The organism is Caloranaerobacter azorensis DSM 13643, assembly GCF_900129995.1.
GTDB classification, from domain to species: Bacteria; Bacillota; Clostridia; order Tissierellales; family Thermohalobacteraceae; genus Caloranaerobacter; species Caloranaerobacter azorensis.
The window spans coordinates 21,489-37,228 of sequence record NZ_FQXO01000009.1; the positions used below are offsets into that span (position 1 = coordinate 21,489).

The 15,740-nt window shown below is 28.2% G+C and carries 12 protein-coding genes; 1 reads left to right on the forward strand and 11 read right to left on the reverse strand.

The genetic code is table 11. The features are described from left to right. Window positions 1-268: 268 nt before the first annotated feature. The 3 genes from BUB51_RS02065 to BUB51_RS02075 are packed head-to-tail and all read right to left on the reverse strand — an operon-like array spanning window position 269 to window position 4,723. Entirely contained in the window at window positions 269-769 is a 501-nt protein-coding gene (locus BUB51_RS02065; RefSeq protein WP_073195026.1) for a D-glycero-alpha-D-manno-heptose-1,7-bisphosphate 7-phosphatase, read from the reverse strand. 14 nt (window positions 770-783) lie between these two features. Next, window positions 784-1,653, reverse strand: a complete 870-nt coding sequence (locus tag BUB51_RS02070) for an aminotransferase class IV (protein WP_242945534.1) — start codon at window positions 1,651-1,653, stop codon at window positions 784-786. After that, the gene (locus BUB51_RS02075) at window positions 1,646-4,723 is read right to left on the reverse strand and encodes an AAA family ATPase (protein ID WP_073195028.1); all 3,078 of its coding nucleotides are present in this window, start codon (window positions 4,721-4,723) and stop codon (window positions 1,646-1,648) included. The genes BUB51_RS02070 and BUB51_RS02075 overlap by 8 nt, the downstream gene beginning before the upstream one ends. Window positions 4,724-5,236: 513 nt before the next feature. On the opposite strand from BUB51_RS02075, the gene adhE reads away from it, so the two are divergent. Then, window positions 5,237-7,828 carry a bifunctional acetaldehyde-CoA/alcohol dehydrogenase gene (gene adhE, locus BUB51_RS02080; RefSeq protein WP_073195030.1) on the forward strand — a complete coding sequence of 864 codons (2,592 nt, stop codon included), beginning with the start codon at window positions 5,237-5,239 and terminating at the stop codon, window positions 7,826-7,828. Between the two features lie 63 nt (window positions 7,829-7,891). On the opposite strand, the gene BUB51_RS02085 is transcribed toward adhE, so the two are convergent. The 8 genes from BUB51_RS02085 to BUB51_RS12690 all read right to left on the reverse strand — a co-directional run bounded on the left by BUB51_RS02085 (window position 7,892) and on the right by BUB51_RS12690 (window position 15,484). After that, window positions 7,892-9,076, reverse strand: coding sequence for a YibE/F family protein (locus BUB51_RS02085; RefSeq protein ID WP_073195032.1), 1,185 nt, complete (start codon window positions 9,074-9,076; stop codon window positions 7,892-7,894). 122 nt (window positions 9,077-9,198) lie between these two features. After that, window positions 9,199-9,459 carry a radical SAM protein gene (locus tag BUB51_RS02090; protein WP_073195034.1) on the reverse strand — a complete coding sequence of 87 codons (261 nt, stop codon included), beginning with the start codon at window positions 9,457-9,459 and terminating at the stop codon, window positions 9,199-9,201. Window positions 9,460-9,486: 27 nt separating this feature from the next. Further along, a complete protein-coding gene (locus tag BUB51_RS02095; RefSeq protein ID WP_073195036.1) occupies window positions 9,487-11,232 on the reverse strand; it encodes an ABC transporter ATP-binding protein in 1,746 nt (581 codons plus the stop codon). A 291-nt stretch (window positions 11,233-11,523) separates the two neighbouring features. Next, window positions 11,524-12,885: a radical SAM/SPASM domain-containing protein gene (locus BUB51_RS02100; protein WP_073195037.1), complete on the reverse strand. Its 1,362-nt coding sequence runs from the start codon at window positions 12,883-12,885 to the stop codon at window positions 11,524-11,526. 45 nt (window positions 12,886-12,930) lie between these two features. Beyond that, window positions 12,931-13,188 carry a PqqD family protein gene (locus tag BUB51_RS02105; RefSeq protein WP_073195039.1) on the reverse strand — a complete coding sequence of 86 codons (258 nt, stop codon included), beginning with the start codon at window positions 13,186-13,188 and terminating at the stop codon, window positions 12,931-12,933. A gap of 230 nt (window positions 13,189-13,418) precedes the next feature. Continuing rightward, window positions 13,419-13,553, reverse strand: a complete 135-nt coding sequence (locus BUB51_RS13545) for a hypothetical protein (protein WP_278293804.1) — start codon at window positions 13,551-13,553, stop codon at window positions 13,419-13,421. A gap of 5 nt (window positions 13,554-13,558) precedes the next feature. Next, window positions 13,559-13,762 carry an SdpI family protein gene (locus BUB51_RS13665; RefSeq protein WP_083599475.1) on the reverse strand — a complete coding sequence of 68 codons (204 nt, stop codon included), beginning with the start codon at window positions 13,760-13,762 and terminating at the stop codon, window positions 13,559-13,561. A 333-nt stretch (window positions 13,763-14,095) separates the two neighbouring features. Next, complete coding sequence (locus BUB51_RS12690) at window positions 14,096-15,484, reverse strand: S-layer homology domain-containing protein (protein ID WP_083599476.1); 1,389 nt, start codon at window positions 15,482-15,484, stop codon at window positions 14,096-14,098. Between the last annotated feature and the right edge of the window lie 256 nt (window positions 15,485-15,740).

The following is a 15,740-nucleotide window of genomic DNA, read 5'->3' on the forward strand; positions in this document are numbered from 1 at the left end:
AGGCTCAAATTTTTAGAAAATCCTAACGCACCTAATCAAGACATCCTGTCTTGTAGGATGCTGGTTTGACCTCCTGTCAAACCTACGGATTTTCTTCAAAATTTTCATCTAGTTTTTTAACTAAATTCTTTCAAGCATTCGCTTTCATTTTCATAAATATTGAAAAATATAAGTTTATAAGCAGTCTGATTCAAGGAATAACTCCTTGACTCTATTTTGTAAAGATTTTTATTAAACCTGCTTACATAGATAATCTATCCTCTTTCTTTTATACTCCAGATAATATTTTTTCAGCTACATCGTCTAAATCTCTGCCATTTATATGCGCTTTTTCATATGCATCTCCTATTTTCGCAGTTTTACAACCTGCTTTCAACCCTGCAATAATATCTGTATCCATATCCCCTATCATCCAACTCTGGCTCAAATCTATATTATACTTTTCAGCAAGTTCTAAAATCATTCCCGGTTTAGGCTTCCTGCATTCTGATTTTCTATAGAAATCAGGACAGAATTTAATCTCTTTAATCTGACAGTACGGTTTAAGCTTTTCTATAAGTTTTTTATGTATTTTATTTAAATCTTCTTCTGTTATATAACCTAATTCAACACCACCCTGATTAGTAACTATAAATAGTGTGAATCCAGCATCATATAATTTTTTTAACCCTCTTTTAGCCGATTCATAAATTATTAAATCCTCTGGCCTATTTACATGCTTACTATTATCATTTATAACTCCATCTCTATCTAAAAATATAGCTTTCATAAATGAAATCACTCCTAGAACAAATTTTTCTTAGATTCAATATAATTCTCCATATCCTTAATATAACTTAAACCGATTTCTTTTATTATCTTATTATTAACAGAATTCAGCTTTATTTCATCAATAGTTTTTATAGGCAAAACATTTACAGATGTCCCTGTCATAAAAGCCCCATCTAAATTTTTCAATTCATCAATATGTATATTCTTCTCTATAATTTCTATTCCAAGCTCTTTTGAAATTTTTAATACTTTTTCTCTAGTTATTCCCTGCAAAACATCACCTTCAGGTGCAGTATATACTTTATCATCTATAACAAAAAATATATTAGAACGACTGCCTTCGGTAATATACCCATCTTCATTAACCAAAAGAGCTTCAAATGCATTTCTGTCTTCTAACTCTTTTTTTATTTTTTCTTTAAACTCAATATTTACTACTTTAGCATTAGGATTTTCTCTTACAATGTTAAAAAGAATTGTATGTATACCATTTTCATATACTTCTTTTTCTGGATAATAACTCTTTATAAAATATGCTAAAAACATATGATTACTTTTATCAAGATCGCTAAATACCAATTTTATATTTAAATTGGGAAAATTATTTGCAGCAATCAGTTTTTTAATTTCATATAATATTTCATCATCTGATTTTTTTATTTTAAATCCAAGTAATTGAGCCGATTTTCTCATTCTCATCAAATGCTCCTCCACATACAAAGGAACACCATCTATAACTCTAATAACCTCATATATAGATGGTGAATTTATTAAATCAGTATTGACTTCTTTAACCGAACAAACTTTACCATTAACAATACAAAAATCTAAATATAATTCATTTAACATATCTAACACCTCACATTTTTTCATCTTAATCATATACTTTCTCATCAAATCTTAATTCTTTCCTTAAAGCCTTTAAAATATCGACTTCATAACTCTCCCTGACTTTTTTTAAAAGCTCTATACCGCAATCGCAATAGTATTTTAAATCTTTATTCAAATAGTCCTTAAATATATCGTTTAAAAACTGGTTTTTCCCCATTTTACTTCTAATCTCAGCTTTAACTCTATATATAAGTCCTAATTCATAAGGACTTTTTAACTTTTTAGAAAAATAATCAGCTCTTTTCAGACTTTCTAACGCCTCTTTATATTTACCTTCTTGTATATATAAAAGTGCCATATAGCCTTCAGCCGTTGAACGTCCCCAAAGTGTATCAATATGGTTATATACATCTAACGCCTTTCTCAAATACTGTCTAGCTCTATGATAATCCCCCATATCATAAGCCGCTTGCCCCGCATTTGTTGTGAATATTGTAAGTCCTCTTATAACTTTTTTATCCTCACAAATTTTAATAGCTTTATCATAAAACGTAAGAGCCGTTGAAAAGCTCATATTATGTCTTCTTATCTCACCTATATAATTATAGGCAGCCGCTATATTTAGTGAATATCTATCTTCATCTTGATTAAGTATTGTAAACATCCTTATAGATTCCTTCAAAAACTCCTCAGCCTTTTTATATTCACCAGACATAATTTTATTTACACCTTTAAGCCTTAATAAAATAGCTATATCCTTTTTATATTCTAACTGTCTAGCAAGTTTTAATCCTAAATCTAGATATTTTTTCATAGTATCGCTATTATGAGTTTGAATAGAATAATATATCATCTGTCTATAACCTTTCAGAGCATACCTATATTCTCCAACCTCAATAGACTTATTTATAACTCTCTTTATATAATCAATTCCTCTGTCATACTCACCTTCTCTTATTAAATATCTACCCTTCATATGAAAAAACGCTATCTCTAGTTTTATAATATCTTCAGTTAAACCTTCCTTTTTCTTTACTTCATCAAGTAACTTTTCAATATCATTTAAATACTTAATAGCCTTATCTTTTGTTATATATAAATATCCTTTATCCTTAATTGGTACATTTGTTAATTCAGGGAAAAGCTCATGGCTAAAATCTAAATATCTATCAACATTCTTTATACTATACTTTAAAGTAGCTAACTTATTGCCTCCATTAGAAAAATGATATATAATTTTCGGATATAAAAGCATATCACTGTTATTATTCTTTAAATTACGTTCTAATATAGACCCAATCCTATTGTGAAGCAGTCTTCTCATAGTCTGAGATTGTTCAAAATATACAAATTCCCTTAATTTCTGGTGAGTAAATTTATAACTTATCTTATCTTCCTGAACTATCTCCTTGATTATATATTTATTTTTTAATTCTTCAATAATTTCAATGATTTCAAATTCACTTTTTCCACTTACTTCTTTTATAATATCTAAACTTGCCTCATCAAAAAATAGCGAAATAATATTTATTATTTTTCTACCATCATCAGAAATACCCAATAATCTGCTTTTTAATATATCTTGAATTTTTGAAGTCATAAAATTTATATTTCCTTTTTCTTTTACCGTATTTAAAAATTCTACTAGGAAAAAAGTGTTTCCTTCCGTCTCCTCATAAATCCTGTTTTTTAATTCTTCAGTAAATCTATGCCCCGGAAGAGCCTTACTTAAAAAATCTTCTACTTCACTTTTTGTAAATCTACTTAGAAAAATTTTCTCCAATTTATTATATTTAATCAAAAGCGCTGTAAACCTCTCAATCTTATAACTGCATACATTTCTTAAAGTCCCTAATAAATTTATATTATTATTTTCATCATGTAAAATTAGCTTACTGAGTAAAGATAAACTCATATCATCCATCCAATGTAAATCTTCAAATATAAGCAGTATTTTCTTTTTTCTGGAAACCTTTTTGAAAATGCTTAAAATTACATCTTCAACAACTTGATACTTTAAACTGTCTATTTTTTCTACTGGATTTATATTGAGCTGAACTGATTCATCTGCAAATACAGGAAATATACAAGAAATAATATTTTTCCATAGGGCTGGAACATCTATATTTTCAATTTTGATAATATTAATAAGTTTATCAAGTATAGTATTCCATGGTTTAAGCAGATAGTCTTCTTCCACTTGATAGCAGTTAGCTTCAATTATATATACATCTTCCTTATCTATCATACTTAAGAACTTATCTTTAAGCCTAGTTTTACCTATTCCAGCTTCTCCTATTATAAGGACTGACTTCGAACTTTTACCGTATACAAATTCTTTATAATTTTTCTCTAAAAATTGAAGTTCCTCATTTCTTCCATAAAAAAATTCTTTATTACTTAAATCCTCCTTCTCCTTTGAATCTCTCATAAGTAAAATATTTTCGTAAAGCCGTTTAGTTTCTGATTCAGGCGTTATTCCTAATTCACTGGCTAACCTTTTTAATAACTTATTATAAATATCAATTGCCTTATTATAAGCTCCTTTACTGCTATAAAGCTTAATTAAAATTCTATGTGCCTTTTCATCAAATTCATCAGCTTCAATCAATAATTTCGCATACTTTTCAACTAAATCATATTCTTGTTTTAATTGACTTTCGTTTATCCTTTTATAAAGTTTCGATATATATATTTCTTTAAATTTCTCTCTTGTATTTATCAACCATTCGTCAAATTTTTGAGCATCCTTAACTAAGAATCCCTTTAAAAATTCTCCTGAGTACGCTTCAATATCATTATCACTATCAGATAAAAAAATATCTAAATCTATATTTAAATCTATATCAGGATTTAACATTACAATATGCTTTTGCGGAGATATAATAATATCCATTTCAAAAGATTTCCTTATCTTATACATTGTATTTCTCAAATTCTTCTTTGCTTTCCTCTCTGAAAGTTCTCCCCACAAAAGAGAAGCTAGTTCATCCCTAGTTGCTTTTTTATTTACTACTAAATAGTAAAATAAAGCTTCTGCTTTTCTTAAAGGAAATGTTATTTTTTTACCATCTTTTATTACAGTAGGAATATCAAATAACTTTACACATATCGGAGTCATAAATCCCACTTCCACTTTTTTAATAATCCAACAAATTATATCTCTTGATTTTATTTAGGTTATGAATATATTTCGACTAAACATATTAAAATCCTCTTTAAAGCTGCAATCAAACTTATATTTTTTAATCTAAAAAATTTTTTTAAAAAATACTTGAATCTATAAAAGTTTATGATATTATATATATGGGTGATTCTTTTTTAAAACTTTTATATTTTCGCTGTCGAATATGTGAAAACATATTGTTTTTTTAATGATTTATTGTTAATTTTTTAACTATATTGTTCTTTTAGATTTTTATTATAGAATATCTGTGAATTACAATATGGATTATTTTTTTGGCGTTCTATTGTTAATTTTTTAACCATATCTTTATGGTTTAGATTTCTAGTAAGAAAGGAGTGTATTTATACCTGTTAAATATATAAAAGCATCATATTATTTTTTTAGTATATTATTGTTAATTTTTTAACTATAATTATATATTTAAAATTCAAGAGAGAGGTGGCAATTATGTCTGTTAAAAATGTAGAAGATTTAATGAAAAAATTAAAAGAAATAAGAAAAGCTCAAAAAAAATACGCTACTTATACTCAAGAACAAGTAGACGAAATTTTTAGACAAGCTGCAATAGCTGCAACTAATGCTAGGATTGAACTTGCAAAAATGGCAGTTGAAGAAACTGGTATGGGAATTGTTGAAGATAAAGTTATAAAAAACCATTTTTCATCTGAATATATTTACAACAAATATAAAGATGAAAAAACTTGTGGTATCATTGAAAGAGACAACTCTTTTGGTATTGTGAAGATTGCAGAACCAATAGGTGTTATAGCTGCAATTGTACCAACTACAAATCCAACTTCAACTACAATATTTAAAGCTCTTATCGCATTAAAAACTAGAAATGGTATAATATTTTCACCTCATCCAAGAGCAAAAAAATCAACAATAGCCGCTGCAAAAATAATATTAGAAGCAGCAGTTAAAGCAGGAGCTCCAGAAGGAATTATAGGCTGGATAGATGAACCTTCTATAGAACTTTCTCAATGTGCCATGAGAGAATCTGATTTAATCCTTGCTACTGGTGGACCAGGTATGGTTAAAGCCGCTTATTCATCAGGTAAACCAGCTATAGGTGTAGGTGCAGGAAATACTCCTGCTATAATAGACGAAACTGCACATATAAAAATGGCAGTAAACTCAATACTCCTTTCAAAAAGCTTTGATAATGGAGTTATCTGTGCTTCTGAACAATCTGTAATAGTTATAGAAGATGTTTATGATGAAGTTAAAAAGGAATTTTCAGAAAGAGGAGCTTACCTATTAAAGAAAAATGAAATAGATAAGATCAGAAAAATTATTTTAGTTAACGGCTCTATAAATCCAAATATAGTTGGTCAATCAGCATATAAAATAGCTGAAATGGCAGGAATTAAAGTTCCAGAAAACACTAAAGTCCTTATTGGAGAAGTTGAATCTGTAGAAGCTAGCGAACCTTTTGCACACGAAAAACTATCTCCAATCCTTGCTCTATACAAAGTAAAAAGTTTTTCAGAAGCTCTTGATAAAGCTGAAAAACTTGTTGAACTTGGAGGTTTTGGACATACTTCAGTATTGTATACTGATCAGGTTAAATCAAAAGACAGAATTGCAAAGTTCAGCGAAGTAATGAAAACTGGAAGAACAATAATAAATATGCCTTCTTCTCAAGGTGCTATAGGAGATATATACAATTTCAAACTTGCTCCTTCTTTAACTCTAGGCTGCGGTTCTTGGGGTGGAAACTCAGTATCAGAAAATGTTGGGGTAAAACACCTTTTAAATATAAAGAACGTAGCCGAGAGGAGAGAAAATATGCTTTGGTTTAGAGTGCCAGAAAAAATATACTTTAAATATGGCTGTTTAGCAATGGCATTAAAAGAATTAAAAGATATGAATAAAAAGAAAGCCTTTATTGTAACTGACAAAGTTCTTTATAATTTAGGTTTTGTTGATAAGATTACAAAAGTGTTAGAAGAAATACAAATAGATTTCAAAGTATTCTTCGATGTAGAACCAGACCCAACTTTAGCTATTGCTAAAAAAGGTGCTGAAGAAATGAGAAGTTTTGAACCTGATACAATTATAGCCTTAGGTGGAGGTTCACCAATGGATGCTGCTAAAATAATGTGGGTAATGTACGAGCATCCAGAAGTTAGATTTGAAGACTTAGCAATGAGATTTATGGATATAAGAAAAAGAGTATTCAGGTTCCCAAAAATGGGTGAAAAAGCTATGATGGTAGCAATACCAACTTCAGCAGGTACAGGTTCTGAAGTAACTCCTTTTGCAGTTATAACAGATGAAAGAACTCAAATTAAATATCCATTAGCCGATTATGAGCTTACTCCAGATATGGCTATAGTAGATGCAGAGCTTATGATGAATATGCCAAAAGGATTAACAGCAGCTTCTGGTATTGATGCATTAACTCATGCTATAGAGGCATATGTTTCTGTATGTGCTTCAGAATATACTAATGGAATGGCTTTAGAAGCTATTAGACTTATATTTAAATATTTACCTCAAGCATATAATGATGGTCCAAATAACATAAAAGCTAGAGAAAAAATGGCTCATGCTTCAACTATGGCAGGTATGGCATTTGCTAATGCTTTCTTAGGCGTATGCCATTCAATGGCTCATAAACTAGGTTCTATGCATCATATACCTCATGGTATAGCAAATGCTCTATTAATCAATGAAGTTATTAGATACAATGCAGTAGATAATCCTAGAAAACAAGCTACATTCCCACAATATAAATATCCAAATGCTAAATGGAGATATGCTAGGATTGCTGACTATTTACAATTAGGTGGAAATACAGATGATGAAAAAGTAGAACTATTGATTAAGGCTATTGATGATTTAAAAGCTAAATTAAATATACCAAAGACTATAAGAGAAGCTGGAGTTTCTAAACAAAAATTCTTTGCAACATTAGATGAAATGAGCGAAAAGGCATTTGACGATCAATGTACTGTATCTAACCCAAGATATCCTTTAATTAGCGAAATTAAACAAATGTATATAAATGCATTTGGAGAAATAAAAAAATAACACAATAAATCAAAATGAGGTAGATGATTAATCATCTACCTCATTTTGATTTACATTTAACTATTAAATCGATTTATAATTTTTGTCCCTTCCTATTGTCCCCGACACTAAAACTGTCAGCGGTATAGTTAAAATAAGTCCTATACTTCCTGCTAATGCCCTAACAACTTCCGAAGCAATCATATCTCTATTTATTATTTCAACAAATGAAAAATTATATGCTAAAAATAGAAGCATTAAATGGATTGCTCCACCTGCATATGCCAATATTAAAGTATTTGACATAGTTCCCATAATATCTCGTCCCATATTCATACCAGATTTAATTAAATCTTTTGTACTAATTTCTGGATTAACAGATTGCATTTCGTACATAGCTGATGAAATGGACATACTTACATCCATTACAGCTCCTAATGCACCTAATATAATTCCTGCAAAAAGTAACCCTTTAAAATTAAAACTTATATTTTGAGGAATGAACATAAGCATTTGCGCTTCTTCATTACCTAATCCAGTAAGTTTAGCCATTGTACCGATACCTAATGCTATTAGACCGGCAATTAATACTCCTCCTGCAGTACCTATTATAGCACATAATGTCTTTTTATTTATTCCACTTATAATTAATAGAGTTATAATGATTACACCTATACTAACAATTATAGATACTAACACAGGGCTATACCCTTTTAATATCAAAGGTAGTAGTATTTTAACAACTGCTAAAATTGTTAAAGCTAATGTTATTACAGTTTTAAAGCCTTTAAACCCACCAACTAATATTAAAAGAAGTATAAAAACTATAACTAAATAAAGTAAATATTTATCTCTTGCAATTTCACCTATATATCCGACCAAAATATTCCCATTTTCATCTTCTTCTAAAAATAAAAGTACGTTATCGCCCTTATTTACAATAATATTGTAAACTATTCTTTCATCAATATAATTATCTACAATAATAGTTTCTCCTTTATGCTTTCCGCTCGTGATTTTTACTTTTACTCTCTGATGGCGCATTTCATAGTTTTGATCATAACCTTCAGTTTCCTCAATTTCATCTGACAATATCTCAACCACTTTTCCATGCACAGGTTTTAATTGTTCTTGACTAATGTCTTGCATTTCGTTTTCGAAATTACCGTCATTGCCATCAGCAAAGACACTTGCTGTATTAAATATCAGAATAAATACAGTCAACAATACAACAATAAAAGATAATCGCCTGCTGTCATAAATACTCATTTTGACACCCCTTTTAAAAAATATGTTATAAAACAATATTAAATCACTTTGACCTATTAGTCAACAAAAGCAATTACAAAACAACGGGCTATCGCCCTAAAAAATTTTCAAGTGCTAAATTTCTAATTCGTCGTTATAAATACTTTTATAGAATTTTTATTTGCTGCTTTTAAAATATGATCGAGATTTTCACAAATAAGTGGTTCTCCTCCTAATAACATTAATTTATCAAAACCATTATCGGCTATTTTTTTTATAACCTCTATTTTATCTGACAAAGTTAATGAATTAACCTTTTTACTAAAATACATATCAGCATTATAACAATGAGTACATCTTAAGTTACACTTATCCGTAATATCCCAAACTAATATTTTAGACATAATACTTCCCCACCCCACCTTATATATTTATGAAGATTTTAAAAACTGAGCATTATATATCTTTCTATATAATGTATCTCTATTAATTAGTTCGTCATGTATTCCCTCTTCTACAATTTCACCATCTTTAAATACATATATTTTGTCACACAGCTTAGAAATAGTCGTTAATTTATGAGCAGTAAATATTATTGTTCTGTTCTCATATTTTTTTACAATACGTTTTATAACCTTTGATGTTGTAATCGGATCTAATGAAGATGTCGATTCATCCAAAATAATTATATCAGGATTTCTTAATATTGTCCTTGCAATAGAAACTCTTTGCCTCTCTCCTCCAGATAAATTAAATCCGTTTTCGCCTACAGGAGTATCAAGTCCAAATGGAAGTTTTTCAAGAAACGAATCTACTCCTGCAATCCTTAAAGCCTCATTTAACTCCTCCTCTGTAGCTTGTGGATTACTAAACAGTATGTTTTCTCTTAAAGTTCCTGTAAATAAAAAAGTATCTTGAAAAACTATCCCAAATATTTTTCTTAAATTATTTAAACTTATATTCTTTATGTCATAACCATCGATAATTATTTGCCCTTTGTCAGGTTCATAAAACCTTATTAGTAACTTACACAGCGTACTTTTCCCCGAACCACTATATCCTACAAAAGCAACCTTTTCTCCTTTAAATATATTTAATGAAATATTCTTTAAAGCAATTTTATCATTATATTTGAAAGTCAATTCTTTTATTTCTAATTTATTTTCAAAAGTATATTTATAGTGAATTTCTCCACTGTTTTCTTCCTTTTCTTCTAAAATAGAAAAAATTTTATCTGAACTTACAAACACTTGCTGCATTTGTTGATAAAACGAAAAAAAATTAATCATAGGATCTATAAGAAGTCCATTATACATCATAATAGCAGTAAGTCCTCCAATAGATAGAGTCCCAATACTTACCTTATATCCTCCAAATATCATAATAAAAGCAATTATTCCCATAAAAAATGCACTATTAATATTACTAGTAATTATTACAAATTTCTGAAGACTCAATATCTTTTTGTTCATATTTATACTTTTTTTAGACACTTCTTCACTAAATCTCTTTTCCTGACAATAAGATTTTATTTCTTTAATCCCTTTTATTCCTTCAGAAAATTTTCCCCACAATAAAGAATTCGCTTGTCTTTCATCTTCGGCCAATTTATTTATCTTAGGCCCCGTTTTAATTGCCTGCAAAGATAAAACAATTCCTATTGGAACCATTATTAAAGTGATTTGCAAATCAATTCTTGACATATAATAAAATCCAAAAATGAAAATTAAAATATCCCTGATTATAAAAGTCAATGGTTTCAACATCCCACTTACTGTTATTTTACTATCTTCTATCAATCTAACCATTAAATCACTAGTATTATTCTCAACATAAACTCTATATGGAATTTTTTGAAGTTTTGAAAATAATTCAATTCTTATTTTATGTCCAATTTGCGTTTCTAAATAAACATTTAAATATTCAAATAAAGCTCTAAATATTATATTTAACACATGTAATAATAGATAAACACAACCCGCCAAGAAAAAAGCTTTAACTTTATCTTGGGCTGAACTCGTAGCAATATTTATTATTTTCTCTATGTATTTAATGGGATAAGCAGATAAAAAACTAGTCAATACTAAAGTAATAGCTAATACTATAGCCTTGCCCCAGAATTCTCTACATAACTTAAAAATTTTCAATACTTTACTAAGTGTACTTGAAGAACTCATGAATCATATCCCCTTTATATTTAATCCTAATCTTAAGTTACTTTTTATCTTTTAATCGGCATGCAAAATTAATTACTGCATGCCGATTAAAAATTTTTGTTATTTTTCTACATAAGTAACTTTACACATTCCCATTCCTGATCTAGCGCCAATTACTATATGTGTAAGTCCAACTCTTATAACTTTAAGTTTTGGTGGTTTATACATTTGCTCACCTCCCTCTTTAATCTTTTATTTTCTCTTTATCTTTAATTTAAAGTTAACTTAAATCTTTAATACTTTCTACTAAATCTACAATCTTTTTATATAACCAAAACATTTTAAATCTAATAAAAATCTAGACAATTCAATTTCAGAAATATTATATCCACTCCTTAATAATTCAGAATAAATATCTTTTATTCCCTCATTATTCTCAATATATTTAAGTACTAAAGATTTCCAGTTGTTGAATCTCTTCACAACACCTTCGTCCATTCGAAATAAAACACTCTCTTTATCATCAATTTTAGTTAATACGTTCTCACATATTTTATATCTATTAAATTTCAACTTATCATAATATCTTTGTTCTTCTTGACTTATAACATCACATATACTATATTCATCTTCAAGCTTTAGAGGACATGCACCATCACATATAGAATTGAATTCACATACTTTGCATAATCTTTTATTATGTTTATTTTCTTCTTTTAATTTTCTAAAACTTTTGTAAAAAATATGATTTTCAATATTTTCAAAATATTCTAACTCTAATATATTTACAGGTTTACCTTTAAGTTTCCCTTCTCTCTTACAAGCTTCTGCTGTTGATAAATTACAAGAACCACAAGGATAGATGTCTCCATTTGGTTCTAATAACCAAATACTTTCTCCAGCTCTACATACCGATTTATTCTCTTCTATATATTTTTTACCAAAAACCCTGTTCAAATATCTTGCTACTATAGGTTTACAATCTAACTGTAAAAACAAATCCGGATAAACTCTATTTTTCACTTCTATTAGCCTCTTAATAGCTCTAAGTTCGATATTTAAATCATATAAAAGTTCTTTATTTCTATTTGCATTTCCACATTTATACAACGATAATACATTTAATACATTAATACCTAATTCCTTGAGTATTTTAGGAAAATTAATAATATCTTCTGCATTATTTTTAATTATAACTGTCGATATTTGAATTAATACATATTTATTACTTTTTTTCAATTTGCTTTTTAAAAGTGCAATATTCTCGATAACTTTCCTAAACGTTCCAACACCTCTAATATTATCATTAATCTGAGGATCTGTAGAATCTAAACTTATACTTATTTGCTTAATTCCACTTTCTATCAATTTTTCAATATTTTGTTCATCTAATAAAGCTCCATTAGTATTTATTGTTACTGTAACCCCTTTCAAGTTTGCATAAGAAATAATATCAAAGATATCTTTTCTCATTAGGGGCTCGCCACCTAAAAGATGTATATGATCGAAACCACCTTTAACTAATTTATTTATCACATCTATACATTGACTATAACTTAATACATCATTTTTCCTATTTTCACCGAAATACTTTTCAGCATTATAGCAATGTTTACATCTTAAATTACATTCTGGTGTAATATCCCATAAAAGAGTTCTTTTAAAACCCACCATCGGCACCTCTCTTTATATAACCTTTTATCAAATTAGGTAGCCAAACTACAATTCTACTATCAACTTTTTTTCTAACAATTGTTCTATAAATTCCTCAATATCCCCTCTTATACTTTCTTTATCACAAGAAAATTCTTTCGATACTAATTGTAAAATATTTTCAAATTCATTATTTTCTATGTTTTCCCATATAAATTTAGCAACATCCTCCAACTTGTAACATTGTTCCGAATCAACATCTAATACAGCAATATAATTTTCTATCGGTTTTTCTATTATTTTATCACTTTTAAAATATGCCATTTTAGTTATCCTCCTTTTATAAACCCCTCTATATATTATATCTTTACATAGTATAAAAATCCCAATTGCTACTTTTTATTCTACTATTATCAAATCTATTTCTTATACTTCATAAATCTAAATTCATTGTAAAAGGTTTTTTTTGAGATGTCAATCACATTTTTCCAACACAATTTCCTATATTTCGACTTTTAAATGCAAAAAAACTTCGAGCCTATAGCCCGAAGTTTTTATTCTTCAGACAATCTTTTAGAAATAATACACGTTGCTATCCCTAAAATAGCTATAACTGCTACCGGCGAAATTAACGTAAACCATAAATAGAATTTTTCATTACTTGGTCCTATAAATAAATTAGGTATCAATAATATCAACCCCGAAATTTAAGTATTATACCACCTGATCTATTCGTTTTTCTCCATATTTCTTTGTTTGACAATGTATATTTATTACGAATACCAAACCAAAGATTTGGCGATTTATTCGCTATTGTTCTTATGAGCAACAATCCAGCTAAAGCATAAATGAAACTTATAATGATATTTAAATAGTAGAAAAACAAGCTAATCTCCAAATTTCATTCATCTCTATCAGTTCTAATTCTTATTTATAATACCTAATCACAGCCCTATATCTACTACATACAATAACACATTCATTGTATAATAAAACACTTTGAGAAATCAATAGTAATTATGTTATTATTTTCCGATATTTTTCTACATTTTTCTCCATTAAAATAATAGTCCACCAAACATTTTACTCATATATCCACCACATTTACTATATAAACCTTCAAACCGTTTTGTGCTTTGTTTTGTTATGCATGCCCAGCACACCATATAAACCGATTAGAGAAATTTCTCTAATCGGTTATATAATACATAACTGAAAATTTAATCTAACATTACTTAATAGTAAAATATAAAACTATATCTGGTTCTGTTAAAATAGGATGATTCCAATAATCAACTTGTATGTTACCAAATGTTTTTGTTTCGCATACTCCTATTAAAGCAGTCATACCTTTTTCTCTCTTTTCAAGGAGTTTTTCTACTGCATAATCTGTTATATCCCTTCCTACTTCTCCGAATAAAGCTACAAGTGATTTTTCTAATCTCTCTCTATACTCTGGTTTAACAAATCCATTTTTAGCAGTTTCACCAGATAAACTTTTTAAACTTAAACGAATTGTAGCTTTTGAAGATAATTTTTTATCATATATACTATTATCCATAAACTTTTTTTCAGTAAAAGCATAGCTAAACATATAAAGACCGATATTAGCGAAAACTTCCTTCTCTGTAAATCCTATTATAACAGCAGGAGCATTATCACTTTCATAATATCTCACCTCAACATAATTTTCTTTATATGGTTTTTCTACTAAAGCACTAGCCACTTTAATAACTTTTTCATCTAAGTTGTCTATTAAAGTTCCTTTTACTTCATTTCCTTGTATAGTTATTTCACCATTTTCATCAATTTCAAATTCATCAGCATTAACATATTTAGTATTTAATAAGTTTTTGCTATATTTTATTTCTTGTGAAGTATCTTTTTGTGAGTTGCCTTCTTCTCCTGTATCAATACCTCTATCTAAAGCATCAAACATATTTACAATCATTTGACTTGCCTCGGCTCTTGTAGCCTCACCACATGGCTTAAATGTATTATCTGGATAACCATTTATAATTCCATTTTGACTAGCAATAATTATGTATCCTTTATCTTCTGACTTGATAGTATTATCATCATTAAATTTTGTCTTTTGTCCTGCTAATTCTTTTGCCTTTTCATCAAGTCCAACTGCTCTTACTATCATTTTTGCCATTTCTATCCTTGTAATGTTTTTATCTGGCTCATAATTATCTCCATATTCACTTGGTAAAATAATACCTTTTTTCACTAATGTATGTATTTCATCTTTAGCCCAATGTTTTTTTGTATCATTAAAACTATTCCCTTTTATTGTATCTAACCTTAATGATGTTCTTACTACTTTTGCAAACTCTGCCCTAGTTATAGTATTATTAGGTCTAAATGTACCATCTCCATAACCATCTAGTATACCTAACTCTACTAATTTCCCAACTGTTACATTAGCCCAATGATTACCCATATCTGAAAATCTATTAGCTATTTGCTTAAAATAATCAGCAGTTTTATTTATAACTTCTTTGAATATTTTTTGTAGGTCTAATCCCTGTTCACTTCCATCAGCAGCATAAGTTTGAATAGGTATTATACCCATTACTAACACTAAAATCATTAATAAAGTAACATATTTTTTCATTTATGCATTTCTCCTTTCATTAGTTTTAATTCTATTTATTACCTCGTTTTACACATATATTGTAACATTACTACAGACTAAAGTTGTATAAATTTTTAAAAATGGTTGATTATTTTTATTCTAATATTTTCATATAATATAAGGGTATTTTTATAAAAAAAACTATAAACACTTTTGGTGTATATCTCTTTTTTTTGCTGTTCTATAATAAATGTTGGAATGGTAATTTCCAGCATTATTTTTTTCAAAAAAAATA